22 protein-coding genes and 1 other RNA gene are annotated in these 22,445 nt (G+C 53.9%); 16 read left to right on the top strand and 7 right to left on the bottom strand.

Features of this window, described 5'->3' with window-relative positions; translation table 11 throughout:
- The 7 genes from QZ554_RS03115 to QZ554_RS03085 form a co-directional block, all read right to left on the bottom strand.
- Window positions 1-348 carry a CidA/LrgA family protein gene (locus QZ554_RS03115; RefSeq protein WP_297194308.1) on the bottom strand — a complete coding sequence of 116 codons (348 nt, stop codon included), beginning with the start codon at window positions 346-348 and terminating at the stop codon, window positions 1-3.
- Window positions 349-377: 29 nt separating this feature from the next.
- A complete protein-coding gene (locus tag QZ554_RS03110; RefSeq protein ID WP_297194307.1) occupies window positions 378-1,730 on the bottom strand; it encodes a YihY/virulence factor BrkB family protein in 1,353 nt (450 codons plus the stop codon).
- 31 nt (window positions 1,731-1,761) lie between these two features.
- An RNA gene (gene rnpB, locus QZ554_RS03105) (RNase P RNA component class A) lies at window positions 1,762-2,132 on the bottom strand.
- Between the two features lie 11 nt (window positions 2,133-2,143).
- Entirely contained in the window at window positions 2,144-3,256 is a 1,113-nt protein-coding gene (locus tag QZ554_RS03100) for an Mrp/NBP35 family ATP-binding protein (protein ID WP_297194306.1), read from the bottom strand.
- 2 nt (window positions 3,257-3,258) lie between these two features.
- The gene (trmB, locus tag QZ554_RS03095) at window positions 3,259-4,005 is read right to left on the bottom strand and encodes a tRNA (guanosine(46)-N7)-methyltransferase TrmB (protein ID WP_297194304.1); all 747 of its coding nucleotides are present in this window, start codon (window positions 4,003-4,005) and stop codon (window positions 3,259-3,261) included.
- A gap of 11 nt (window positions 4,006-4,016) precedes the next feature.
- Entirely contained in the window at window positions 4,017-4,346 is a 330-nt protein-coding gene (locus QZ554_RS03090; protein ID WP_297175885.1) for a hypothetical protein, read from the bottom strand.
- Window positions 4,347-4,452: 106 nt separating this feature from the next.
- Window positions 4,453-4,938, bottom strand: coding sequence for a hypothetical protein (locus QZ554_RS03085; RefSeq protein WP_297194302.1), 486 nt, complete (start codon window positions 4,936-4,938; stop codon window positions 4,453-4,455).
- 276 nt (window positions 4,939-5,214) lie between these two features.
- Between QZ554_RS03085 and QZ554_RS03080 the strand changes: the two genes are divergently transcribed.
- The 16 genes from QZ554_RS03080 to QZ554_RS03005 all read left to right on the top strand — a co-directional run bounded on the left by QZ554_RS03080 (window position 5,215) and on the right by QZ554_RS03005 (window position 22,228).
- Window positions 5,215-5,598, top strand: a complete 384-nt coding sequence (locus QZ554_RS03080; protein ID WP_297194300.1) for an HU family DNA-binding protein — start codon at window positions 5,215-5,217, stop codon at window positions 5,596-5,598.
- Between the two features lie 91 nt (window positions 5,599-5,689).
- Window positions 5,690-7,066 carry a TolC family protein gene (locus tag QZ554_RS03075; RefSeq protein ID WP_297194298.1) on the top strand — a complete coding sequence of 459 codons (1,377 nt, stop codon included), beginning with the start codon at window positions 5,690-5,692 and terminating at the stop codon, window positions 7,064-7,066.
- A gap of 14 nt (window positions 7,067-7,080) precedes the next feature.
- Window positions 7,081-8,103, top strand: a complete 1,023-nt coding sequence (locus QZ554_RS03070) for an efflux RND transporter periplasmic adaptor subunit (RefSeq protein WP_297194296.1) — start codon at window positions 7,081-7,083, stop codon at window positions 8,101-8,103.
- Window positions 8,104-8,118: 15 nt separating this feature from the next.
- On the top strand, window positions 8,119-9,279 hold the full coding sequence (locus QZ554_RS03065; protein ID WP_297194294.1) for an ABC transporter permease: 1,161 nt from the start codon (window positions 8,119-8,121) through the stop codon (window positions 9,277-9,279).
- An 8-nt stretch (window positions 9,280-9,287) separates the two neighbouring features.
- Window positions 9,288-10,544 (top strand): ABC transporter permease, encoded by a 1,257-nt coding sequence (locus tag QZ554_RS03060; RefSeq protein WP_297194293.1) that lies wholly within the window; start codon window positions 9,288-9,290, stop codon window positions 10,542-10,544.
- Window positions 10,498-11,142: an ATP-binding cassette domain-containing protein gene (locus QZ554_RS03055; protein WP_297194291.1), complete on the top strand. Its 645-nt coding sequence runs from the start codon at window positions 10,498-10,500 to the stop codon at window positions 11,140-11,142. The genes QZ554_RS03060 and QZ554_RS03055 overlap by 47 nt, the downstream gene beginning before the upstream one ends.
- Window positions 11,143-11,154: 12 nt before the next feature.
- Window positions 11,155-12,366 (top strand): ABC transporter permease, encoded by a 1,212-nt coding sequence (locus QZ554_RS03050; protein WP_297194289.1) that lies wholly within the window; start codon window positions 11,155-11,157, stop codon window positions 12,364-12,366.
- Between the two features lie 59 nt (window positions 12,367-12,425).
- Window positions 12,426-13,157, top strand: coding sequence for a DNA alkylation repair protein (locus tag QZ554_RS03045; protein WP_297194287.1), 732 nt, complete (start codon window positions 12,426-12,428; stop codon window positions 13,155-13,157).
- A gap of 829 nt (window positions 13,158-13,986) precedes the next feature.
- Window positions 13,987-14,457 carry a transcription elongation factor GreA gene (gene greA / locus QZ554_RS03040; protein ID WP_297194286.1) on the top strand — a complete coding sequence of 157 codons (471 nt, stop codon included), beginning with the start codon at window positions 13,987-13,989 and terminating at the stop codon, window positions 14,455-14,457.
- 31 nt (window positions 14,458-14,488) lie between these two features.
- Window positions 14,489-14,881, top strand: a complete 393-nt coding sequence (locus tag QZ554_RS03035; protein ID WP_297194284.1) for an HIT family protein — start codon at window positions 14,489-14,491, stop codon at window positions 14,879-14,881.
- A gap of 9 nt (window positions 14,882-14,890) precedes the next feature.
- Window positions 14,891-16,201 carry a UDP-glucose/GDP-mannose dehydrogenase family protein gene (locus QZ554_RS03030; protein ID WP_297194282.1) on the top strand — a complete coding sequence of 437 codons (1,311 nt, stop codon included), beginning with the start codon at window positions 14,891-14,893 and terminating at the stop codon, window positions 16,199-16,201.
- Window positions 16,202-16,325: 124 nt separating this feature from the next.
- Window positions 16,326-17,966, top strand: coding sequence for an ABC-F family ATP-binding cassette domain-containing protein (locus QZ554_RS03025; RefSeq protein WP_297194280.1), 1,641 nt, complete (start codon window positions 16,326-16,328; stop codon window positions 17,964-17,966).
- A 92-nt stretch (window positions 17,967-18,058) separates the two neighbouring features.
- Window positions 18,059-18,691: a nitroreductase family protein gene (locus QZ554_RS03020; RefSeq protein WP_297194278.1), complete on the top strand. Its 633-nt coding sequence runs from the start codon at window positions 18,059-18,061 to the stop codon at window positions 18,689-18,691.
- Between the two features lie 328 nt (window positions 18,692-19,019).
- Window positions 19,020-19,913 carry a bifunctional methylenetetrahydrofolate dehydrogenase/methenyltetrahydrofolate cyclohydrolase FolD gene (gene folD / locus QZ554_RS03015; RefSeq protein ID WP_297194276.1) on the top strand — a complete coding sequence of 298 codons (894 nt, stop codon included), beginning with the start codon at window positions 19,020-19,022 and terminating at the stop codon, window positions 19,911-19,913.
- Window positions 19,906-21,192 (top strand): MFS transporter, encoded by a 1,287-nt coding sequence (locus QZ554_RS03010; protein ID WP_297194275.1) that lies wholly within the window; start codon window positions 19,906-19,908, stop codon window positions 21,190-21,192. The genes folD and QZ554_RS03010 overlap by 8 nt, the downstream gene beginning before the upstream one ends.
- Before the next feature lie 37 nt (window positions 21,193-21,229).
- Entirely contained in the window at window positions 21,230-22,228 is a 999-nt protein-coding gene (locus QZ554_RS03005) for a glycoside hydrolase family 130 protein (protein WP_297194272.1), read from the top strand.
- The last annotated feature ends 217 nt before the right edge of the window (window positions 22,229-22,445 follow it).

The following is a 22,445-nucleotide window of genomic DNA, read 5'->3' as shown; positions in this document are numbered from 1 at the left end:
TTACTTCCTCCTCCTTTCCATTTGATCTTGTATATAGGCTACCGAGGCGATGACGAGCACAGAGCTCACGATGACAGCGACGAGGATCACCCACCAGTTCGCCAGCACTGTATCCATCTGCGCCATGAGCCCTACCCCTGCGGGGATGAAGAATAGCCCCATGTTATCCGTAAGGGCCTTGGCAGGAGCATCCACTTGGTCTTCCTTGATGAGCTTGGTCTGCAGGGCTAGGAAGAGAAGCACCATACCTATGACACTACCTGGGACGTAGTCGCCCGTGAGGTGTGCAATGAATTCTCCTAACGCATAGAAGAAGAAAATAAAGAATATCTTGACTAGGATCTTCATAAGCAGTCTTAGCACTACATGACCTTACCTTACTTCAGGTCACGTAGCAGAGTGTCTTGTGCAGAGTGGAAGAGGGCATCATAGGCACGAGAGCGCGCTATCCAAGCCCGCGCATGTGCACCCTCTGGGTGTAGGGGGATAGCCTCACTGCCGGAGCGGTCGATTGCATTCAGTAGATAAGACAGAGTGAGCCTATCGGGAGAGACATTAGGATGATAGTAGCCTCCCTCGACTTCTTCCTTGCCGTAGTTCACCTCCACCACTATACCCATAGCGAGGAGATGAGCCAGAGCCTCCTGTGTCTGCCTCAGCGGGAGGTCACAGTCCTTGGCGAGGGTCTCAGCTCGGTAGGGCTCACCACTATCCGAGACAAACTGCTGTACGATCCTCGCCGTAATAGTCACTAGGATTACATCCAGATATCTACGTGAGAGGGGGACAGAGGTAGGAGGCGAAGTCAGATGCCACACATGCTGTATGGAATAGGAGATCTGAGCACCGAGTAGGACGATAATCCAAGAGAGCTGTATCCAGAGCAGTGCCAGGGGTACGGCTGCGAAGCTCCCATAGATAGCATTATATCTCGAGATCCATAGCACGCCATTGATATAGAGGGCTTGGAAGGCTTGGAAGGAAAGCCCTGCCACAACACCCGCAATAAGGGCAGGGATGAAGCGCACACGGACGTTGGGGATCAAGAGGTAGATCACCGTGAAAGTGAAGATAATCAGTACATACGGGACAAGCCCTAGGATCTCACTCGTGAGGGTGGAGATGATCTTGAGCTGACTGAGGTAGGTATGGTTCAGTGTCGAGAGGAAGAGCGTCGTACCACTCGAGATCGTGAGCAGGAGGGGGAAGAGAATGAATGCCCCTAGGTAGTTGATGATTCGCCTGGTCCAGGGGCGGGCATGAGGTGCTTGCCATAGGCGGTTAAAGGCATCCTCGATCGTGGAGATCAGCATCAGCACGGTATAGAAGAGCAGAGCTAGACCGACACCGATGAAGAGCCCTCCCTGTACCTGCTGTAGATAGTTCTCGACGTAGGCAAAGGTCTTGTCAAACTCTACTTGGTGCCCAGGCAAGGCATTATTGAGTGCTATCCGTACATCATTCTGCAGACCGAAGCCCTTCGCTATCCCTACGATCACAGCCAGCATCGGGACGATCGAGAGCACAGTACTATAGCATAGAGAGCTGGCAAGCCCCCCGACCCCCTCTCGTACATACGTGGAGATGGTCATGTAGATTACCCGACACGTAGCGACGAACCAACGATGAGGCACGCTGAGCTGATCTCGGCTCAGGAGCCACATATCTAGGGTGATGAATCTATAGATCTTGACACAGAGTGCCTCTATATGACGAAGGAGAGCAGTCATGAATGAAGCGGTAATAGGAGAAGAGACAAGCAGGCGCAGTGGGGCTATAAGCCGAGTTCTGTCCTCCCTAGGCTTTACCCTAGAGAGTATCTGTCATTTATCTGGGATAGGTGTCACCACCTACCTCGGTGCGATCTACCCTCCAGCTGGGGCGAGCAACCCTCGTTGCGCTGGTATACATGATCTTGCAACCCATAAGGTGTACGGCAGCCTATATCGCTATAGGCTCGGTGAGCTCTTACCTCACCTTTTCACCCTTACCCTGCATGAGGCAGGGCGGTCATTCTCTGTTACACTACTCCACCCTCGCGGACAGCTTCCCGTTAGGAAGTATGGTGCTCTGCGTTGCTCGGACGTTCCTCACCTTCTCGGGGGAGAAGGCGCGACAGATCGCCCCACTGCTTGCTTGCTCGTTATTTGTTTATCTCTACTCGTGCCGTAGGGGCTAGCTCCTCATTGCGCTTGGCTACCTGCTCTGCGACATTGCGGGCTAAGGTACGGAAGTAGATACCCATTAGGCTATCTCGGTCTGTGGCTATAGGCATACCACCATCGCCTGACTCACAGATACTCTGGATGAGAGGTATCTGTCCCAGCAGGGGGATACCGAGCTCTTCGGCGAGCTCTTTGCCTCCATCGCGACCGAAGATGTAGTACTTGTTCTGTGGGAGCTCAGCAGGTGTGAACCATGCCATGTTCTCCACGAGACCTAGTATAGGGACCTGCACGTGCTCGTCTAGGAACATCCCTACGCCCTTGATCGCATCTGCTAGGGCGACCTGCTGGGGGGTAGTGACAATGATGGAGCCTGTGAGCCCAAGCGTCTGCACCAGGGTCAGATGTATATCACTCGTCCCCGGTGGCAGGTCTATGAGCAGGAAGTCTAGCTCACCCCAGTTGGTCTCGGTGAGGAGCTGCTTGAGGGCATTACTCGCCATACTCCCACGCCACAGTACGGGGCTTTCCTTATTGACGAAGAAGCCTATGGAGAGTAGACGTATCCCATACTTCTCTACTGGAGCGATGAGCTCTCTTCCCTCTACCTCGTCTAGGATAGGGCGGGCATCTTCACAGCCAAACATCTTGGGCTGTGATGGGCCAAAGATATCGGCATCAAGTAGCCCCACCTTGTAGCCCTCCTGAGCAAGGGCAACAGCCAGGTTTGCCGACACCGTGCTCTTACCTACACCGCCCTTACCGGAGAATATCGCAAGGGTATTCTTCACCTTAGGCAGTAGAGGTAGGGAGTCTGTGGGTACGACCTCAGGTACCTTGACACTGATATTACCTACTATATCGACCTCCTTAGAGATATAGGTCTGGATAGCGGTCTCAGCGGCTCGTACCACAGACTTAATGAAGGGCGAATTAGGCTTGTCAAAGATTAGGGAGAAGCTCACCTTCATCCCCTCTATTCGTATGTCATCCTCTACCATACCTGCCTCTACGAGGTTCTGCCCCGTGCCGGGGTAGCGTACCTTGGTTAGAGCCTCTAGGATGAGGTTGGGATACAATGTTACGGCCATGACTATTGTACTCTACGTGATCGGCTGAAGCTACGATAGCTATCTGGCTCGATCTCTATATCTGGTTCTACGAAGCCCCCTTGAGGCTCATGAGGCTCAAAGGAGAGGTACTTGATCGTCAGCCCACGACTGAGCCATTGACGCTCATAGTACGTCTGTATACCGAGTATCTTATCCTCGAAGGAGCCATCGTAGAGATCATCGGTATCGACGAAGATCTGCTGATGATTGAGCTCCACGAGTGCTCGGGTATATGTGTAGAGGAAGGGGCTGTCCGTCTTGAGGTGTATGCGCCCCCCAGGACGAAGCACTTCCAAGTAACGCTTGAGGAAGCGAGTGCTGGTGAGACGCTTGGTCACCTTCTTCATCTGTGGATCGGGGAAGGTGATCCAGATCTCATCGACTTCGCCCGGGGCGAAAAAGTTGGTCAAGGACTCAATCTCCCCTCTGAGGAAGGCGACATTGGCCATCCCAGCATCGTGGGAGAGCTTAGCTCCCGTCCAGATACGAGCCCCCTTGACGTCCACCCCGATGAAGTTCTTATCGGGATAGAGCTCTCCTAGCCCCACGGTGTACTCCCCCTTCCCACAGCCTAGCTCTAGGACTATGGGATGGTCGTTGTGGAAGAAGGCTTCGCCCCACTTCCCTCTCAGCGGGAAGGACTCCTGCTGTAGCCGTGCAAACGGATACTGGAAGACATGGGGAAAGGTCTCCATCTCGGCGAACTTCGCCAGCTTATTCTTACCCAATGCCTCCTCCGTTAATCAAAGAGTTCGATACTATCGCAATACTCGAGTTCGCCCTGCACGATGAAGCGGATCTGCTCGGGCTCGAAGCGCCCTACTCCATCCTTCTTTGCATTCTTGACGACATACTCGACGAGCTCATCCTCATCTACCTCGATCACCTCATCTGACTCGGACTCATCAGCGTCCATGTAGCCACGGCTCTCGTAGTAGTCATAGATGAGATCTACGAAGTACACGATATCATCATCGCTCAGGAGCTCCTTGAGTTCCTGAGGTATATAGTTACGTATGAATGCTACAGATGCTGCATCGTCATACCCGATCAGATCTTCCTCTGCCATATTATATATGTAGTGATTTTATAGGTACACCTTGGACGACATAGCCCGAGAGCACGCACAAAGGTAATAAAAAGCCCTATCTCTATGAGTTACCGGCGCCCTCGCTTCAGGCTCGGGTAGCACTCGTGGTTTGCATGAGCTTAGAGTTACGCCAGGGGGCTCCCCTATCTCTATCGACACTCACGAAGATATATTCATGCCCTCCACTAGGGAGGCGACGTGATAGGCAGAGTACTGGTAGGTCAGAATCTACGATGTATACCCTCTTCTTGTCCTTCTTGGTTCGCCTCTGAGATGAGGCTATGCGTCTGCCCTCCCCCTCCAATAGAGACATGTGGTAGACATTCAGATTCAGTCGCACAGAGTATAGGAGCATACGCACCCTTAGCTCCTCCTGATCCCATTCGTAGTAGATCGGGAATCGGGAGACACTGTGAAGGAACGCAGTAAGTAAGAATAAAGCCAGCACATAGCAGAGCACAAAGTATTGAGTGCCCAGCAAGCCAAGCCATAGCCAATATCCAGCGAATAGGAGGCTCAATAGCAGTACCTTGAGCCTCGTCCCTATCGGATAATACCTTCTTGTCTTCATACCATCACGAGCCTGATTATATAGTAAAGCAAAGGTATCTATTTCGGTTCCCTCGGTGGATCATCGTTACGAATTTGGCTCGTACTCGATATTCTTCTTACTTTTGCATCCGTAATCACCTATGTAAGGTGACGACTATCACCTATGATAGGTGATGGTGGACTTCTTACCTAGGGAATCAGAATCACCTTACATAGGTGATCAGAGCCTTCTTCCTAGCAATGTATACGGTGCTCCCACAGTGGAGCCCTCGAGACAAAACAAACGAATAGACCTATGATGACCTTTGAGATCAAGAGCAAGGTAAGTAGACAAGGGCGTAGAGCGGGCAGTACCCTCTACTATGCCTATCCAATGAAGCGTCCTAAGCTGGAGCTGAAGGACGTCGAGAGACGTATCAGCGAGAGCTGCTCACTCTCTGCCCCAGATGTGCGGGCTGCTCTAGTAGCCTTCGCCGAGATCGTCTGTGCCAGCTTCGAAGAGGGGATAGGTGTGGATCTTGGGGAGATGGGTACCCTCATGCCCTTCACCCAGGGACGGCTCATGGATAGACCAGAGGAAGTAACAACGGATACCCTTCAGCCCCCCAAAGTAATCCTTCACCCTAAGAAGAATATCCAGACGGCACTGGGGAAGATCCGCTACCGCATCAAGCGATAAGTGAATAGCACTGTCCTCACTCCCCGATATAGTCATTGCTCTGATAGAGTCGGAGCACCATCACTTTAGACAAAGAAACGTAAGACATAGTATGCAGATTCGATTAGTCTCTCCCTCGAGATGGGCTATGCTGGGTATCGTGGTTACCCTTTCCTTCGCTGGACAAGCCAGGGCACAGAGGGTCTTGACCCTAGACTCCTGCCGAAGCCTCGCCAAGGAGCACAGCCGTACCCTCCAGCAGAAAGACGAGGAGATCAAGGCCGCTCATGCTAAGAAACAGCAGGTAATGACCAACTTCTTCCCTCAGGTAGCTGCCCGAGGGGTATACCTGCACATGCAGAAGGAGCTACACCTTATCGACTGGGACAAGCCCCTCGGACATCTGAACTTCCTGATCCCCGAGCGACTACGCCACCTCGGCACAGTAGACCTGCGCAATCTGTGGGTGGGGAACGTAACAGCTATCCAGCCTCTCTTCCTCGGGGGAAAGATCATCTCCGGGTACAAGATGGCGAGCCTAGCAGAGCGACTCCAGGGAGAGCTACGTCAGACGGCCGAGACAGAGGTCGAGACCAAGCTCGATGAGACCTATTGGCAAGTCGTATCCCTTCGCAGTAAAGAGCGACTACTGGATCAATTGGTACGTCTACTCGAGCAGACCGTCAAGGACGTGGATGCCTCCATCGATGCAGGCGTAGCGACTAAAGCCGATGGCCTCTCGGTACGCACTAAGCTCAGCGAAGCCGAAGTCAAGCGTAGCCAAGTGGTCAATGGCCTCGAGCTCTCCCGCATGCTCCTAGCTGACCTCTGTGGCCTTAGCGAAGATGAGCCCTTCACTCTGGCGGAGGAGGGTCACCTGCAGGAGCTTCTCCTCTCCACACAGACTGCTCCTATTGCCCGAGACGAAGATACCGAGGCTGCTATCGAGCGCCGCTCCGAGATCCGTAGCCTTCGCCTAGTAGATAGTATCTACAGCAAGCGGGTAAACATGGAGTCAGCCTCCCTCTTCCCCAAGCTCTACGGAGTAGCGAGCTATTCGACAACGAACCCCAATAGCTTCCAAGGACAAAAGAAGGAGTTCGCGGGGCAGTATTACCTCGGTCTCATGCTGGAGGTACCTATATCAGACCTGTTCTCTGGTACCTTCAAGCGCCGACAGGCTAAGGCAGAGCACCGAGTCAAGCAGCTAGAGCTCGCCGAGGCTCGCAGCAAGATCAACCTCCAGATCAAGCAGGCACTACGCACAGCAGACGATGCCCGTAGAGCCTACACCACGGCCCTAAGTGCCGTCAAGATGGCAGAAGAGAACATGCGCTATGCCAAGGCAGGCTACGACGAAGGAGTAATCCCGCTACTCAACTATACGATGGCTCAGACAGCCTGGATGAGTGCACAGGATAGCCTCATCGACGCACAGATACGGGTGCTACTCACCGAGAGTAAGCTCAAGAAGATACTTGCACTATAAACCAGTAGGTAAGAATGGATAACAAGCAGAATAAAGAGACGAAGGAAACAGGAGCCAAGAAGAGCATTATCCTCGGGGTAGGACTCGTCGTCCTAGCGATGGTACTACTAGCCCTATCAGGCTTCATCTTCTTCGGTAAGGGCGAAGACATCATCACAGGTCAGGCCGAGGTGGACGAAGTGCGGATCTCGGGCAAGGTACCGGGGCGTATATCCGAGTTCCTCGTCGAGGAGGGACAGAGAGTACACCGAGGAGATACCCTCGTACGTATATATTCGCCTGAGGTGCTCGCCAAGCTCGAGCAAGCAGAGGCCGCTAAGGCCGCTGCCGAGGCTCAGAACCAAAAGGCTCTCGCAGGAGCCAGGAAAGAGCAGAAGGAGGGAGCCTACGAGCTCTGGCAGAAGGCCAAGGCTGGCCTTGAGGTAGCCGAGAAGAGCTTCGCCCGGGTGGAACGCCTACACAAGGAGGGTGTCCTCCCCGCACAGAAGTACGACGAAGCCTCAGCACAGCTACGAGCTATGCAGGCTACAGAGCGTGCCGCTCGTAGCCAATACGACCTAGCGGTGAACGGTGCACAGCGAGAGGACAAGCTAGCCGCAGCTGCCCTCGTCGCCCGTGCCTCTGGAGCCGTCTCAGAGGTAGATGCTTACCTCAAGGAGGGAGCCCTCCTCTCCCCCATCGATGGGGAGGTCTCGGAGATCTATCCCCACAGAGGGGAGCTCGTCGGTACTGGAGCCCCGATCATGACGATCTCAGACACCTCGGTAGTGCGCGTGCTCTTCTCCGTAAGAGAGGACAAGCTAGCCTCGATCAAGAAGGGGAGCAAGCTGCGTGGCACGATCCCCGCGCTCGGAGGTAAGGCCATAGAAGTGGTGGTCACGAAGATGAAGGATATGGGGAGCTATGCCACCTGGAAAGCCACGAAGCCACGTGGAGAGCATGATCTTCGTACCTTTGAGGTCACAACCCGCCCCACCAGCCCCGTAGAGGGACTCCTAGCTGGCATGACGATCGTCCTAGACAAGGGGCAACTCTAGTAGATCACCTCGCCCATGTACACCATCCTACGTGTAGCACGGAGGGAGCTAGACTACCTCCTCACCCGCCCGATCTATCTCTTCGGGATCATCGGGGCACCTCTATTGGTAACCCTGCTCCTACTGTATCTGATGGGGAGTGGGCTACCTACAGATATGCCCGTGGCTGTAGTGGATGAGGACCAGTCGGCGACCTCACGAGCTCTGGTACGGAGCCTCGATACCTTCCAGTCATCAGAGGTCGTGCTGAAGTGCTCCAATATGAACGAAGCCCTCAGAGCGATGCGCCAAGGTAGGGTCTATGGGATCTACCACATCCCCCGAGGGCTACAAGCAGAGGCTGGATCAGCTCGCCAACCCAAGCTCCACTACTATACGAATAGTAGCTATCTAATGGCAGGGAGCTTTGTCTTCCGAGACATGAAGATGCTCTCCGAGCTAGCCTCTGCCAAGGTCGGTCTACAGACAGGACAGGCACGGGGCAAGACTCAGGAGGAGATCATGGGGAGCATTCAGCCCATCGTCGTACGGTCTGAGGTGATGAGCAATCCTCAGCTGAACTACGCCGCCTATCTGACGACGACGATACTACCCGGTGTGCTCCAGCTCATGATCTTCCTCATGACTAGCTATGCTATCGGGGTAGAGATCAAGCGCCAGACGGCTAAGGAGTGGCTTCGTCTCTCCGAGGGCTCCATAACGCTCGCTCTACTCGGGAAGCTCTGTGTCCACACCCTGATGTTCCTCGCTGTCGGGCTGGGGATACAAGGCATTCTGTATGGCTGGATGGGCTTCCCCCTACAGTCAGGTTGGGGTGCGATGGCACTGGCGATGCTCCTGCTTGTACTGGCCTCTCAGGCCTTAGGGATCTTCTTCATTGCCCTGATCCCTATCCTTAGGATGGGGCTAAGCCTAGGGAGCCTCCTGGGGATGCTCTCCTTCTCGATCTCGGGGATGAGCGTACCCGTCTCCTCGATGATCGCCCCCGTACAAGCCCTAGCATTTATCTTTCCCCTACGCTACTACTATCAGATCGGGATCAACCAAGCCCTTATCGGGGCTCCACTAACGGAGAGCGTACCTTATTATATGGGTCTACTAGCCTTCCCTCTGCTTCCACTTGTGACGCTTCCCCGACTGAAGCGTTACCTCACCAGCATAGACTACATCGCTTAATTCGGTATATGAGTATCATTGGATTTATCAAGGGGCATCTACAGGATATAGTGACGATATGTGGGAGGGAGCTACGTAGGGTCTTTGCCGATAGTGCCTCGATCCTCTTCTTCTTTGTTGTGCCCTTCATCTATCCCTTCCTCTATGCAGCTCTGTATGGCAACGAGGTAGCCCGCGAAGCTCCTCTCGTGGTACTTGACTACAGCCATTCGGCTCTAAGCAGGGAGTTTGTCCGTAGGGTAGATGCCTCACCTGACGTAGCAGTCATAGCGCAGGTGGCAAGCGAAGCCGAGGCTTACCAACTCATCAACGAGGAGAAGGCCTACGGGATACTTATCTTCCCCGAGGACTTTAGCCAAAAGGCACACTTAGGGCGACAGGCTGAGGTCAATCTCCACACGACCTTTGCCTCGGCCCTCTACTACAAGGCCTTCGCACTTACCACTACCGAGGTGGCACTGACGATGGGACGTGAGCTAGAGGCTAGTCGTAGCCATGGGGCCTCTCACGAAGCTACCCGCATACAGGTACGCCCCATTGAGAGCGAATGGATCACCCCCTTCAATCCTCAGGGTGGCTTCCAAGGCTTCCTCCTACCTGGCGTACTCATACTGATCATCCAGCAGACGCTCCTTATCGGGATCTCTATGGTGATGGGGACGGAGCGTGAGCGGGGTGGTCTCAGCCGTGGGCTACGTATCGGTAGGGGTGGACACTATACGAGTACGATGCGCCTGCTGGTAGGGCGTGCTCTGTGCTACCTACTGATCTATGCGGTGAGTTCGCTCTTCACGCTGGTCATCGCACCGAGGATCTTTGGTTTGCCCCAGCTCACAGATGCGGGGACGTTTGCCCTACTTCTATTGCCTCTCCTCTTGGCTTGTGTCTTCTTCTCCTTCTTTTGGAGCCTCGTGGTGAAGCACCGAGAGAAGGCGATGATCATCTGGGTCTTCACCTCCATACCCTTCCTCTTCCTCACAGGTCTATCTTGGCCTCTCTCTGCTATACCTGCACCGCTCAGGGCGCTGGGCTTCCTCGTACCCTCTACTCCTGGGGTACAAGCCTTCGTCTCCGTAAGCAGTATGGGTGCAAGCCTCAGAGATGTCTTACCTCAATACCTCACGCTGTGGGCACAGGCACTGGGCTACTTCCTCGTAGCCTCCTTCACCTATGCCCGTCTCCTTAGGAGTAGCAGCACCTCTCTATCACAGACAGCACATGCAACAGATCACACTCAGCCAGACACTCCCCCACGTCTTCCGTGACCTCACTGACCTCAGGAGCGAGGTCTGGCTCTCGCAGCAGACCTTCCGTCGGGGAGAATACTACCTCATCGAGGCCACCTCTGGAGCGGGTAAGTCCTCCCTATGTAGCTATATCTACGGATGGCGTGGAGACTATAGCGGTACGATCAGCTTCGACGATCGGGATATACGTGGGCTGGATGCCGAGGCTTGGGGAGAGATACGCCGCTCATCTCTTAGCTTCCTCTTTCAGGACATGCGCCTCTTCGAGGAGCTCACAGCCTGGGAGAATGTCAAGCTAAAGAACGACCTGACGAAGCACAAAGAGGAAAAGGAGCTCCGTCACTACTTCGACCTCCTAGGAATAGCTGACAAGCTGGATACCCCAGCACGCATCCTCTCCCTAGGCCAACAGCAGCGTGTAGCAGCCATTCGCTCGCTCTGTCAGCCCTTTGACTTCCTACTCCTCGACGAACCCATCAGTCATCTGGATGAGGCGAACGCTACGTGTCTAGCCTCGCTCTTCGCAGAGGAAGCCAAGCGTCAGGGGGCTGGAATCATCACCACTTCTGTGGGCAAGCACCTCCCCATCTCCTACACCTCCGTCATACACCTATAGAGACCACTTTCTATGAATAGGCTTGTACTTCGCCTACTACGTCGGCATATCAGCCCGCTGCAGCTAGTGGGCTTCTCGCTAGCTAACCTCGTGGGGATAGCGATCATTCTCCTCGGGATACAGTTTTACCAAGATGCCCTCTCCTCACTAGGAGCTAAGGATAAGCTCCTACAGGGAGACTATATTATCCTATCGAAGAAGGTCGGGGCAGCGAGCCTCTTTGGAGTCGGGGATAACACCTTTTCGCCTAGGGAGATCAAGGAGCTAGAGAGTCAAGGATTTGTCAAGAAGGTAGGAGCCTTCACCCCCTCGAAGTTCCAAGTCTCTGCTGGTCTCGGTATAGGCAGTGGGGTCTATACCTATATGTTCTTTGAGGCTGTTCCCGATGCCTTCCTAGACGTACGGAGTGAGGACTGGAGGTACCACAGTGGTGACACAGAGGTACCTATCATCATACCCCGCAACTATTTAGGGCTCTATAACTCAGCCTTCGCTCAGAGCCAAGGCCTTCCCCTACTCTCCGAGGCTACTATGAGCAAGATACCCCTAAGTATCGAAGCCAGAGGGCGGACAGAGACCGTACACTTCAAGGGACGTATCACAGCCTTCACCAATCGTCTCAATACCCTCCTCGTACCCCAGTCCTTCATCGAGGAGATGAATGCCCGCCTAGCAGGTGGAGAGGAGGCCAAGCCTACCCGTCTCATCGTCGAGGTCACCTCGGTATCGGATGCCAATATACCGATCTACCTCAAGGAGAACGGCTACGAGAGCGAAGGGGAGCGACTCGCCTCTGGGGAGTCCATGTACCTACTGCGTCTCATCGCAGGTGTCGTCCTAGCCATTGGACTCATCATCTCGGCACTCTCGATCTATCTGCTGATGCTCTCGATCTACCTCCTACTACAGAAGAATACGAGGCAGCTCGAGGGACTCCTCCTACTCGGATACAGCCGTGGCCAACTGATACGTCCCTACCTAGCCCTCACCCTCATCCTCAATGTGCTGGGACTCGCCCTCGCTCTCATAGGGGTCATGCAGCTACGTGCCTACTATCTAGGTGTAGCAGGACGTCTACTCTCTAGTGAACTCGGTGGTACTACGACCTATACCTATCTCACGGCACTCACCCTACTCGTCGTGACGACCCTACTCAACGGGCTAGCCATACGACGCAAGATCCATTCCCTCCCTATCTTTGCCCCTCGCACCGAGAAGAAGTAAAATAGGAATGTATAGGACGAGCTTTCCCCTTCCATTGCCGACCCAATACCCTACTTCACGTGAACACCTACCACATCGAGGGACGAAGCATTACCGAATGGCTTCTTGCCCTAGCAGAGCGAGGGAATAAGCCCTTCACAGAGCGTCTTCATCCCAATATCCTAGGCGTGCTGGGCTTGCGCCTTCCCGACCTCAGGAAGCTAGCCAAGATGATCGCTAAAGACCCTAATTGGCGGGAATATCTAGCCGAGGCTGAGCGTGGAGCCTCCTCGCTCAAGGAAGATTTCATGGAGGCACGCACCCTACACGGATTAGTCCTAGGTGCCATACCCCACAGAGATCTAGAGGAGTACCTCGGATATGTAGCTCGCTGGGTACCTCGGATCAACTCTTGGTCTGTCTGCGATTGCTTTTCATTCTCTGGAGGGAAGAGCTTAGTTGCCAAGCATTCGGATCGTCTTTGGTCATTCCTACTTCCCTACTTCGGTGCCAAGGGCGAGTATGAAGTACGCTTTGGGGTCGTTGCTACCATGCAGTACTTCATTGATGAGGAGCATCTGCTCCCTCTCCTTGACCACTATGCAGGGGTACATCACGAGGGCTACTACGTACAGATGGCACTTGCCTGGGCGATTGCAGAGTGCTACATCCGCTTCCCCGACCAAACGCTTCCCTACCTAAGCCAACCCCACTTCCATCCCTGGGTACATAACAAGGCGATACAGAAGATCTGCGAGTCCTACCGCATTAGCCGGAGTACTAAGGCTATGCTCAGGGCTCTAAAGATCTAGGTCTATACCTACTCCTTCATCTGTCAAGTAGGCCTTAGTGAGTGCCCACCCCTAGCTCTCATAATCAACCTCAACATAGAACATGGTATATTCGCCCTCGTCACCTTACATAGGTGGCGGGGGCGAACATTATATACCCTATCCTCCCTTCTCGGCATGCCCTCTCTCCCCCTCTCGTGGGGTTCGACACAGACCAATTGAGAGACTTCGGGGGCAGAGCTTACCTCGCCCACTTAATCCGAATAGGCGATCCCACATATACCTTGTCACTCCCTTGCTCCCCTGATCTCTTGAGTATATAGATACAGGGTACGTGATGGACTGAGGCATGAAATCACTAGAGCTTGAGGGCAAGGTAGTCGAGATGCATACACCGAAGATAGAAACATCTGGACCCTAGACATATACAGACCTATCACATAGCCACTACCTAAGAGGGGAAAGTGTACACGTGTGTATACCATAGTGTACTCACGTGTACACAACTGTATACACGCGTGTACACTACCTCGCTCTAAGTATATCCCCAATAGCACCCTCTAGTATGCCGCTCTCGAGGCCAACACCTAGACACTCCAGAGACTAAGGCTAAGACTCCCTTAGACAAGAATAATACCCTAGAGTAGCAAAGAGTAGAGATGGCTGAAAGAGATCATGCGTCGGATTTGGTACGATCAGAGAGCAGTCCTCTGACTAGGATTATTTGTTGTACCTTTGCATACGAACCCTACGACAGTGCATGCTGGAGTAGGGTTCGCTATTGTAACTAAACAGCGAATAAATCAACAAACTAGAATAGGGGAGCACCCCGCTCCCCCCTACATCAATTATGGCATACAACTATATGACCCAGGCTGGCTACGACAAGCTCGTAGCCGAGATCAACGAACTCGAAGCCGTACACCGCCCCGAGATCTCTCGTCAGATCGCTGAGGCACGTGACAAGGGTGACCTCTCTGAGAATGCCGAGTATGACGCAGCCAAGGAGGCTCAAGGTCTGCTCGAGGGTAAGATCGCCCAGCTCAAGGCGACCCTAGCCAACACCCGCATCATCGACGAGTCTCGTCTCTCCACTGATACTGTCCAGATCCTCACCAAGGTCACCATCCGCAACGTCAAGACTGCGGCTGAGCTCACCTATACGCTCGTATCTGACTCCGAAGCGAACCTCAAGGAGAAGAAGATCTCCGTCAATACCCCCATCGCCAAGGGGCTCGTAGGGAAGAAGGTAGGTGACGTCGCCGAGGTACAAACCCCCGGTGGACTACTGACCTTCGAGATCCTAGATATTTCTATTTAACCCCCCCCTTTGCCCTAGGAGGCTATTCGATATGGCAACCCTCTTCACTCGTATCATCGAGGGCGAGATCCCCTCGTACAAAGTCGCTGAAGACAGCGAATTCTATGCCTTCCTCGACATCAACCCCGTACAGCCTGCGCACACCCTAGTCGTCCCCCGACAAGAGGTAGACTACATCTTCGACCTAGAGGATGAGCACCTCGGACGTATGATGACCTTCGCCAAGAAGGTCGCACAGCAGATCCAGGAGGTCACGGCATGCCGTAAGGTCGCCGTACTAGTCCTAGGGCTAGAGGTGAACCATGCCCACATACACCTCATCCCGATTAACAATGAGGGAGACATAGACCTCAAGCATAAGCTCCAGCTCCCCCCGGCCGAGATGGAGCGTATCGCAGCCCAGCTACGTCAGCACGCTAAGTAAGGGAGTCGTATGCGTATCGCTATCGTCGGGATCGGCTACGTCGGTCTAGTCAGTGCGGCCTGCTTCGCAGACCTCGGGGCAGAGGTATACTGTGTAGATGTAGATGAGGCGAAGATCCAGGGACTACGTCAGGGTATTATCCCGATCTATGAGCCTGGGCTAGATACCCTCGTACGTCGAGGGATGGAGGCGGGGCGCCTACACTTCGGCACCTCGATCGCAGAGGTTCTACCCCACGTAGAGATCATATTCAGTGCTGTCGGCACACCACCCGACGAGGATGGCTCTGCCGACCTCAGGCACGTACTAGCTGTCGCCCGCTCCATAGGAGCTGCTATGACAGACTACTGCCTCGTAGTAACCAAGAGCACTGTGCCCGTAGGTACCTGGAAGCAGATCCAGCGAGTGATCGAGGAGGAGCAAGCCAAGCGAGGGGTCTCGATACCCTTCGATGTAGCCTCCAACCCAGAGTTCCTCAAGGAGGGCAACGCTATCGATGACTTCATGAAGCCCGATCGGGTCGTCGTCGGGGTACAGAGCGAACGAGCTAAGGAGCTGATGACACGACTCTATAAGCCCATACTGCTCAACAACTTCCGAGTGCTCTTCATGGACATCCCCTCTGCCGAGATGACGAAGTATGCAGCCAATGCCATGCTCGCCACACGCATCAGCTTCATGAATGAAGTGGCTCGGCTATGTGAGGCCGTAGGAGCCAATGTATCTATGGTACGCCGAGGGATGGGCAGTGATGCCCGCATCGGCAGTAAGTTCCTCTATGCAGGGTGTGGCTATGGGGGCTCCTGCTTCCCCAAGGATGTCCAGGCCTTCATCCGCACGGCGCATGAGCATGGTGAGCGGATGCAGATCCTGGAGGCAGTGGAGGCAGTGAATGAACAGCAGAAGCACATACTCTTCGATAAGTTCGCCCACTACTTCGGAGGCGACGTTAGGGGGCGCAAGGTCGCCGTATGGGGACTAGCCTTCAAGCCTGAGACTGACGATATGCGTCAGGCACCCTCGCTCGTACTCATAGAGACTCTACTGGAGGCAGGCTGTGAGGTATCCGTCTATGACCCTGTCGCTATGGAGGAAGCTCGCCGTCAGCTAGGCGACCGAGTACACTATGCTGCCGACCTATATAGCTCGGCACTAGATGCTGATGCTATCTTCCATGTGACGGAGTGGAAGGCATTCCGAATGCCTGCTTGGGAGGTTCTTCGCCGCTCGGTGCGGACACCTCTACTGATCGATGGGCGCAACGTCTTCGACGCTGGGCCACGGGAAGCAGGCTTTACCCTCCTACAGATCGGGCAGTAGCTCTCCCCCTCTACCTCACAAGAATGGGCTACAGACAGCCTGAGTACACCTCGGCATTACCACCTAGTGTGGGTGTAGGCGAGGCTGTGAGGGAGGATTATATCCAAGCAAAGATTGAACAACGATGATTTCTGTCGATTCCCTTACCGTAGAGATCGGGGGTGCTCCCCTCTTCTCTAATATCTCCTTTGTCATTAACCCGAAGGATCGTATAGCCCTCATGGGCAAGAATGGTGCTGGCAAGAGTACCCTACTCAAGATCCTTAGTGGTAGCCGTGAGGCTACACGGGGCAAGGTCTCCGTACCCGAAGGAGTCTCAGTAGCCTACCTCCCACAGCACCTAATGACCGAGGATGGTCGCACCGTCTTCGAGGAAGCCGAGCAGGCCTTTAGCCACATCCATGAGATGGCGGCTCGGATGGAAGCGCTGAACCAAGAGCTGACTACCCGTACAGACTACGACAGCCCCGAGTACATGGCGATCATCGAGGAGGTCACCACTCTAGGAGAGAAGTACTACGCTATCGAAGAGATCAACTACGACAAGGCCGTAGAGCTGACCCTACTGGGCTTAGGCTTCCGACGTGAGGACTTCATACGACAGACCTCAGAGTTCTCCGGTGGATGGCGTATGCGTATCGAGCTAGCTAAGCTCCTACTCCAGCGCCCAGATGTCCTCCTGCTGGACGAGCCGACAAACCACCTAGACATAGAGTCGATCCAGTGGCTGGAGGACTTCCTTGTGGAGAGCAACCAGACTGTAGTAATCATTAGCCACGATAGAGCCTTCGTAGACCGCATCACGACACGTACCATCGAGATCACAGGTGGACGAATCTATGACTACAAGGTAAACTATACCGAGTATCAGCGTCTACGAGCAGAGCGGAGAGACCAGCAGCTACGTGCTTATGAAGAGCAGCAGAAGTTCATCGCCGAGACGGAGGAGTTCATAGAGCGCTTCAAGGGTACTTACTCAAAGACCAACCAAGTACAGAGCCGTGTACGTATGCTCGAGAAGCTCGAGCGTGTAGAGGTAGATGAGATCGACACCTCATCGATCCGTCTACGCTTCCCACCTGCCCCCCGCTCTGGGAACTACCCCGTAGAGATGCAGTCTGTGGGCAAGGCCTTCGCAGATAAGAGGATCTTCTCCAACGTAGATCTAATGATCGGACGTGGAGATAAGATAGCCTTCGTCGGCAAGAACGGTGAGGGTAAGAGTACCCTCGTACGCTGTATCATGGGGGAGCTCGAGCACGAGGGTGAACTGAAGCTCGGGCACAATGTCCGTGTAGGCTACTTCGCACAGAATAGCGCAGCAGCAGAGGACGAGACCCGCACCGTCTTCGAGGTCATCGATAGCGTCGCAGAGGGAGACATCCGTACACGCATCAAAGATCTACTGGGGGCATTCATGTTCGGAGGCGAGGCCTCGACCAAGAAGGTCAAGGTACTCAGTGGCGGTGAGCGTACGCGCTTAGCCCTACTGAAGCTCCTACTAGAGCCCTACAACCTGCTGATCCTCGACGAGCCCACGAACCACCTAGATATGAAGACTAAGGAGGTCCTCAAGCAAGCTCTCCTCAACTACGATGGGACACTCATCCTCGTATCGCACGACAGAGACTTCCTCGATGGACTGGTCAGTAAGGTATATGAATTCGGGGGAGGAAAGGTCGTCGAGCACCTAGAGGGTATCTATGACTTCATGCAGCGCAAGAAGCTAGAGAATCTACGTGAGCTAGAGCGTGTAGGTAGCTAGCGTATAGGCTATCTACCAGCAACCTTTTGCCCTCTACCTATGTTGTAGGAGCGATAGGATAGATCCGCAAACCCAATAAACAATATAGATATATGGCATTACTAGATGATCTGACCTGGCGACATGCCACCAAGGCATACGATCCCACACGCAAGGTGAGTGACGAAGATCTGCACAAGATCGTAGAGGCTGCACGCCTAGCCCCGACCTCCTCTGGCCTCCAGCAATTCCGCCTCATCGTCGTAGGTGACCAAGCCCTCAAGGAGAAGATGGTGGCTGGTGCTCTCAACCCCGACTGTATGAGAGAGTGCTCACACGTCATCGTCTTCGCAGCATGGGATGAATACACCCCAGAGCGTATCGATGCTATCTACGACCTCACGACAGATGAGCGTGGACTCGTACGTGGACGCTTCAAGAGATACACGGATATGCTCAAGGAGACCTTCGGCAAGATGAGCAAGGAGGCACAGTTCCAGCATGCCGCCAATCAGACCTTCATCGCCCTCGGACTCGCCCTAGCACAGGCTGCAGAGCTCAAGATAGACAGCACTCCTATTGGAGGCTTTGACCCCAAGCTCGTAGATGAGCTCCTCGGACTACCCGAGAAGGGACTCCGTAGCGTCTCCCTACTCTACCTAGGGTATGCAGACCCAGAGCGTGACTGGCTCGGCTCGATGAAGAAGGTGCGTAACCCCTACGAAGAGTTTGTCACCTTCATCTAGTCTAGCTCTATTAGCATAGAGGGGGATAGCTATCAAGTACACCCCTCTCAGAGCGAATCCTCTACCCGAGCCCCAGCCTGCTTAGCCCCACCGAGCCCACCTAGCGGTTCGTCTAAGGACAAGCAGGCTGGGGCTCTCTATCTCACAGCGGATCGCAAGAACACTAGGTAGAAGGAATGTCGGGTAGACATTTTACATATATACGTGAGCCAATAGCACTATATAGCGCAGAAAACGAAGGATTATAAAAGGAGGAGGGCACGGGAGTTTTTGCTATCTTTGAGGAGTTTTACAAACTCTACCGTCAATACATATCATCATCAATCGTATGGCAAACTCTACCTATACCCTCCTCGATGGTAAGGCAACCTCTGCCCAAATCAAAGAGGAGATCGCTACCGAAGTCGCCGCCATGGTCGCACGAGGGGAGCAAGCACCACACTTGGTCGCCATCCTCGTAGGGCATGACGGAGGGAGCGAAACCTACGTTGCCTCCAAGATCAAGACTTGCCAAGAGGTCGGCTTCCGCTCCTCACTCATCCGCTTCGAGGACGATGTCACCGAAGAGACTCTACTAGCCGAGATCAAGCGCCTAAATGAAGACCCAGACGTCACGGGCTTCATCGTACAGCTCCCTCTACCAAAGCACATCGATGAACAGAAGGTCATCGAGACTGTCGATCCCCGTAAGGACGTCGATGGCTTCCATCCAATCAATGTAGGGAAGATGAGCATAGGCCTCCCCTGCTTCGTCTCTGCTACCCCACAGGGGATCATCGAGCTCCTACGTCGCTACGATATAGAGACGAGGGGCAAGCACTGTGTCGTACTTGGGCGAAGCAACATCGTCGGTAAGCCCATGGCACAGCTCCTACTGCACAAGGCTAATCCCGGAGACTGCACCGTCACGGTATGCCATAGTCGCACACCTAACATCAAGGAGCTCTGCCTACAGGCCGACATCATCGTCGCTGCTCTCGGTGTACCCGAGTTCCTACGTGCCGATATGGTACGCCCTGGGGCTGTGATCATAGACGTCGGGACGACACGTGTACCCGATGCGACACGTAAGAGCGGCTTCCGCCTAACGGGGGACGTTGCCTTCGCAGAGGTAGCTCCTCTGGCCTCATTCATCACTCCAGTCCCCGGAGGTGTCGGTCCAATGACGATCGTCTCTCTTATGCTCAACACTCTGAAGGCGGCAAAGCTACGACATGGATAGATCCGCCTACCCACTCCCCCACCCCAAACGTAATCCCATAGCTTGGGTTCCCTCCGTCTATTTCGGGATGGGACTCCCCTATGTAGCCCTCTCCCTAGTGTCGGTGATCATGTTCACCGACCTAGGAGTGGAGGAGGAGAAGGTAGCCTTCTGGACTTCCCTCCTCGTCCTACCTTGGTCGCTGAAGCCCCTCTTTAGCCTCTGTATGGAGCTCTTCGGCACGAAGCGTAGATATATCTTCCTGACTGAGTTTATTACCTCCCTGATGTTCGGGGCGATATGCTTTGCCCTGCCCCTCCCTGGCTTCTTCAGCTATGTAGTGGCTCTCATGGGAGTACTCGCTATCAGTGGTTCAATGCACGACATAGCGGGTGACGGGGTATATATGCAGGAGCTGACGAAGGCTCAGCAAGGGCAGTATGCAGGCTGGCAAGGAGCCTTCTATAATCTAGCTAAGATTCTTACCAATGGTGGTCTAGTCTATCTGGCTGGTTATCTGGCCAAGCGACAAGGTATCGTCTCTGCCTGGATGACGATCATGGGTATCTGTGCTGGGATTATGCTGCTACTCGCCCTATATCATCTATTCATACTTCCACGGGAGGAAGGCAAACCCAAGCGGTCAGCTCAGGAAGCCACACAGGAGCTCATGGAGGTCTTGGTATCCTTCTTTAGGAAGAAGTATATCTGGCTCTATCTCGCCTTCATTTTCCTCTATCGCTTGGCAGAGGGGCTTGCGATGAAGATCGCACCTATATTCCTCAAGGCCGACTTAGCCAAGGGAGGGATAGCTCTCTCCAACGAGACCTATGGTCTGATCTATGGTACTGCAGGTACGATAGCTTTCATCTTAGGCTCAATCCTATCGGGATATTACATTTCACACTTCGGGCTGAAGAAGGTACTCTTCTCTCTGGTTTGTATCTTCAACATTCCCTTTGCGGTCTATCTCCTCTTCGCCATATTTCAGCCCCAGCAGATTGCTTGGCTAGCTACAGGTATTATATTTGAGTACTTCAGCTTTGGATTTGGCTTCGTAGGGATTACGCTCTTCATGATGCAGCAGATCGCCCCCGGGAAGTATCAGATGGCTCACTATGCCTTCGCCAATAGCCTCATGAACCTCAGCGTAGCCGTACCTGGTATGGCTAGTGGCTGGCTAGCGAAGCATTTAGGCTATGAGACCTTCTTCGTACTCGTGATGGTCGCTACCATTCCTGCGATCGTCATGGCTCTACGCCTCCCATTTGCCCATACAGAGGGTGAGGGTGAGGCTTAGCACCGAGACAACGTTTATCAATCACAATAAGAACCTAATGAGCAAACTCAAGATCGTAGGGCAAGCCCTACCCGATATGCCTTGGGAAGACCGTCCCAGAGGCTGCCAGGATGTGATGTGGCGCTATAGTGCCAATCCCATCATCCCACGTGACCTCCTCCCCACCTCCAACAGCATATTCAATAGTGCCGTTGTCCCCTTCGGAGAGGGCTACGCTGGAGTCTTCAGGTGCGATGATACGAACCGACGTATGCGTCTGCACGTAGGCTTCAGTGAGGATGCTATTCACTGGGACATCAACCCCGAGCCTCTACACTTCGAGTGCGAAGATCGGGAGATCGGGGAATGGGTCTATGGCTATGACCCCCGTGTAGTCTTCATCGAAGATCGCTACTATGTGACGTGGTGTAACGGCTATCATGGCCCGACGATCGGTGTGGCCTATACATTTGACTTCAAGACGTTCCACCAGCTGGAGAATGCCTTCCTGCCCTTCAATCGTAATGGGGTCCTCTTCCCCCGCAAGTTCCATGGGAAGTTTGCTATGCTCTCTCGCCCAAGCGACAATGGGCATACCCCCTTCGGCGATATCTTCTATAGCGAATCTCCCGACCTAGAGTTCTGGGGACGTCATCGCCACGTCATGTCCCCAGCCCCCTTTGAGGATAGCGCATGGCAGTGCACCAAGATCGGTGCAGGGCCTATCCCCATCGAGACAAGCGAGGGGTGGCTCCTGATCTATCATGGAGTACTAGCCTCATGCAATGGCTTTGTCTATGCCTTCGGGTCAGCTCTCCTTGACCTCGATGAGCCTTGGAAGGTAAAGTATCGCTCAGGTCCCTACCTAATCTCTCCTCGTGAGCCCTACGAGTGCATGGGTGATGTCCCCAATGTGACCTTCCCCTGCGCTGCCCTACATGATGCAGAGACCGGTCGTATCGCAGTCTACTATGGCTGTGCAGATACTGTGACGGGACTCGCCTTCGGCTACATCGATGAGATCGTAGAGTTTACGAAGCAGAACTCCATCATCTAGCCCCACACTGCTCTTCATAACGAAGCCCCCTATATGCCTTGCTCGGGTATTATAGGGGGCTTTGGTATATATTATTTCCATAGTAGACTCCATGGTAGATCCTCCTATATCGATCCGTGTAGATATCCGAGATGTATAGACGGAGCTAAATGATCTAGCTCGCACACTCCAGCCTTTGGATCTTCGGGGATATCGCTTCATATCCTAGGGAGCCTTA

Origin of the sequence: uncultured Porphyromonas sp., from assembly GCF_915070105.1 — a bacterium.
Lineage (GTDB): Bacteria > Bacteroidota > Bacteroidia > Bacteroidales > Porphyromonadaceae > Porphyromonas.
The sequence above is the reverse complement of the archived record's forward strand: the minus strand, read 5'-3'. Positions and strand labels throughout refer to the sequence as shown.

Excerpts from the sequence above, each read along its gene's own strand:
- QZ554_RS03115 (WP_297194308.1), bottom strand. The coding sequence starts at position 348 with ATGAAGATCCTAGTCAAGATATTCTTTATTTTCTTCTTCTATGCGTTA.
- QZ554_RS03110 (WP_297194307.1), bottom strand. The coding sequence starts at position 1,730 with ATGACTGCTCTCCTTCGTCATATAGAGGCACTCTGTGTCAAGATCTAT.
- QZ554_RS03100 (WP_297194306.1), bottom strand. The coding sequence starts at position 3,256 with ATGGCCGTAACATTGTATCCCAACCTCATCCTAGAGGCTCTAACCAAG.
- QZ554_RS03090 (WP_297175885.1), bottom strand. The coding sequence starts at position 4,346 with ATGGCAGAGGAAGATCTGATCGGGTATGACGATGCAGCATCTGTAGCA.
- QZ554_RS03085 (WP_297194302.1), bottom strand. The coding sequence starts at position 4,938 with ATGAAGACAAGAAGGTATTATCCGATAGGGACGAGGCTCAAGGTACTG.
- QZ554_RS03080 (WP_297194300.1), top strand. The coding sequence starts at position 5,215 with ATGATGACCTTTGAGATCAAGAGCAAGGTAAGTAGACAAGGGCGTAGA.
- QZ554_RS03075 (WP_297194298.1), top strand. The coding sequence starts at position 5,690 with ATGCAGATTCGATTAGTCTCTCCCTCGAGATGGGCTATGCTGGGTATC.
- QZ554_RS03070 (WP_297194296.1), top strand. The coding sequence starts at position 7,081 with ATGGATAACAAGCAGAATAAAGAGACGAAGGAAACAGGAGCCAAGAAG.
- QZ554_RS03065 (WP_297194294.1), top strand. The coding sequence starts at position 8,119 with ATGTACACCATCCTACGTGTAGCACGGAGGGAGCTAGACTACCTCCTC.
- QZ554_RS03060 (WP_297194293.1), top strand. The coding sequence starts at position 9,288 with ATGAGTATCATTGGATTTATCAAGGGGCATCTACAGGATATAGTGACG.
- QZ554_RS03055 (WP_297194291.1), top strand. The coding sequence starts at position 10,498 with ATGCAACAGATCACACTCAGCCAGACACTCCCCCACGTCTTCCGTGAC.
- QZ554_RS03050 (WP_297194289.1), top strand. The coding sequence starts at position 11,155 with ATGAATAGGCTTGTACTTCGCCTACTACGTCGGCATATCAGCCCGCTG.
- greA (WP_297194286.1), top strand. The coding sequence starts at position 13,987 with ATGGCATACAACTATATGACCCAGGCTGGCTACGACAAGCTCGTAGCC.
- QZ554_RS03035 (WP_297194284.1), top strand. The coding sequence starts at position 14,489 with ATGGCAACCCTCTTCACTCGTATCATCGAGGGCGAGATCCCCTCGTAC.
- QZ554_RS03030 (WP_297194282.1), top strand. The coding sequence starts at position 14,891 with ATGCGTATCGCTATCGTCGGGATCGGCTACGTCGGTCTAGTCAGTGCG.
- QZ554_RS03025 (WP_297194280.1), top strand. The coding sequence starts at position 16,326 with ATGATTTCTGTCGATTCCCTTACCGTAGAGATCGGGGGTGCTCCCCTC.
- QZ554_RS03020 (WP_297194278.1), top strand. The coding sequence starts at position 18,059 with ATGGCATTACTAGATGATCTGACCTGGCGACATGCCACCAAGGCATAC.
- folD (WP_297194276.1), top strand. The coding sequence starts at position 19,020 with ATGGCAAACTCTACCTATACCCTCCTCGATGGTAAGGCAACCTCTGCC.
- QZ554_RS03010 (WP_297194275.1), top strand. The coding sequence starts at position 19,906 with ATGGATAGATCCGCCTACCCACTCCCCCACCCCAAACGTAATCCCATA.
- QZ554_RS03005 (WP_297194272.1), top strand. The coding sequence starts at position 21,230 with ATGAGCAAACTCAAGATCGTAGGGCAAGCCCTACCCGATATGCCTTGG.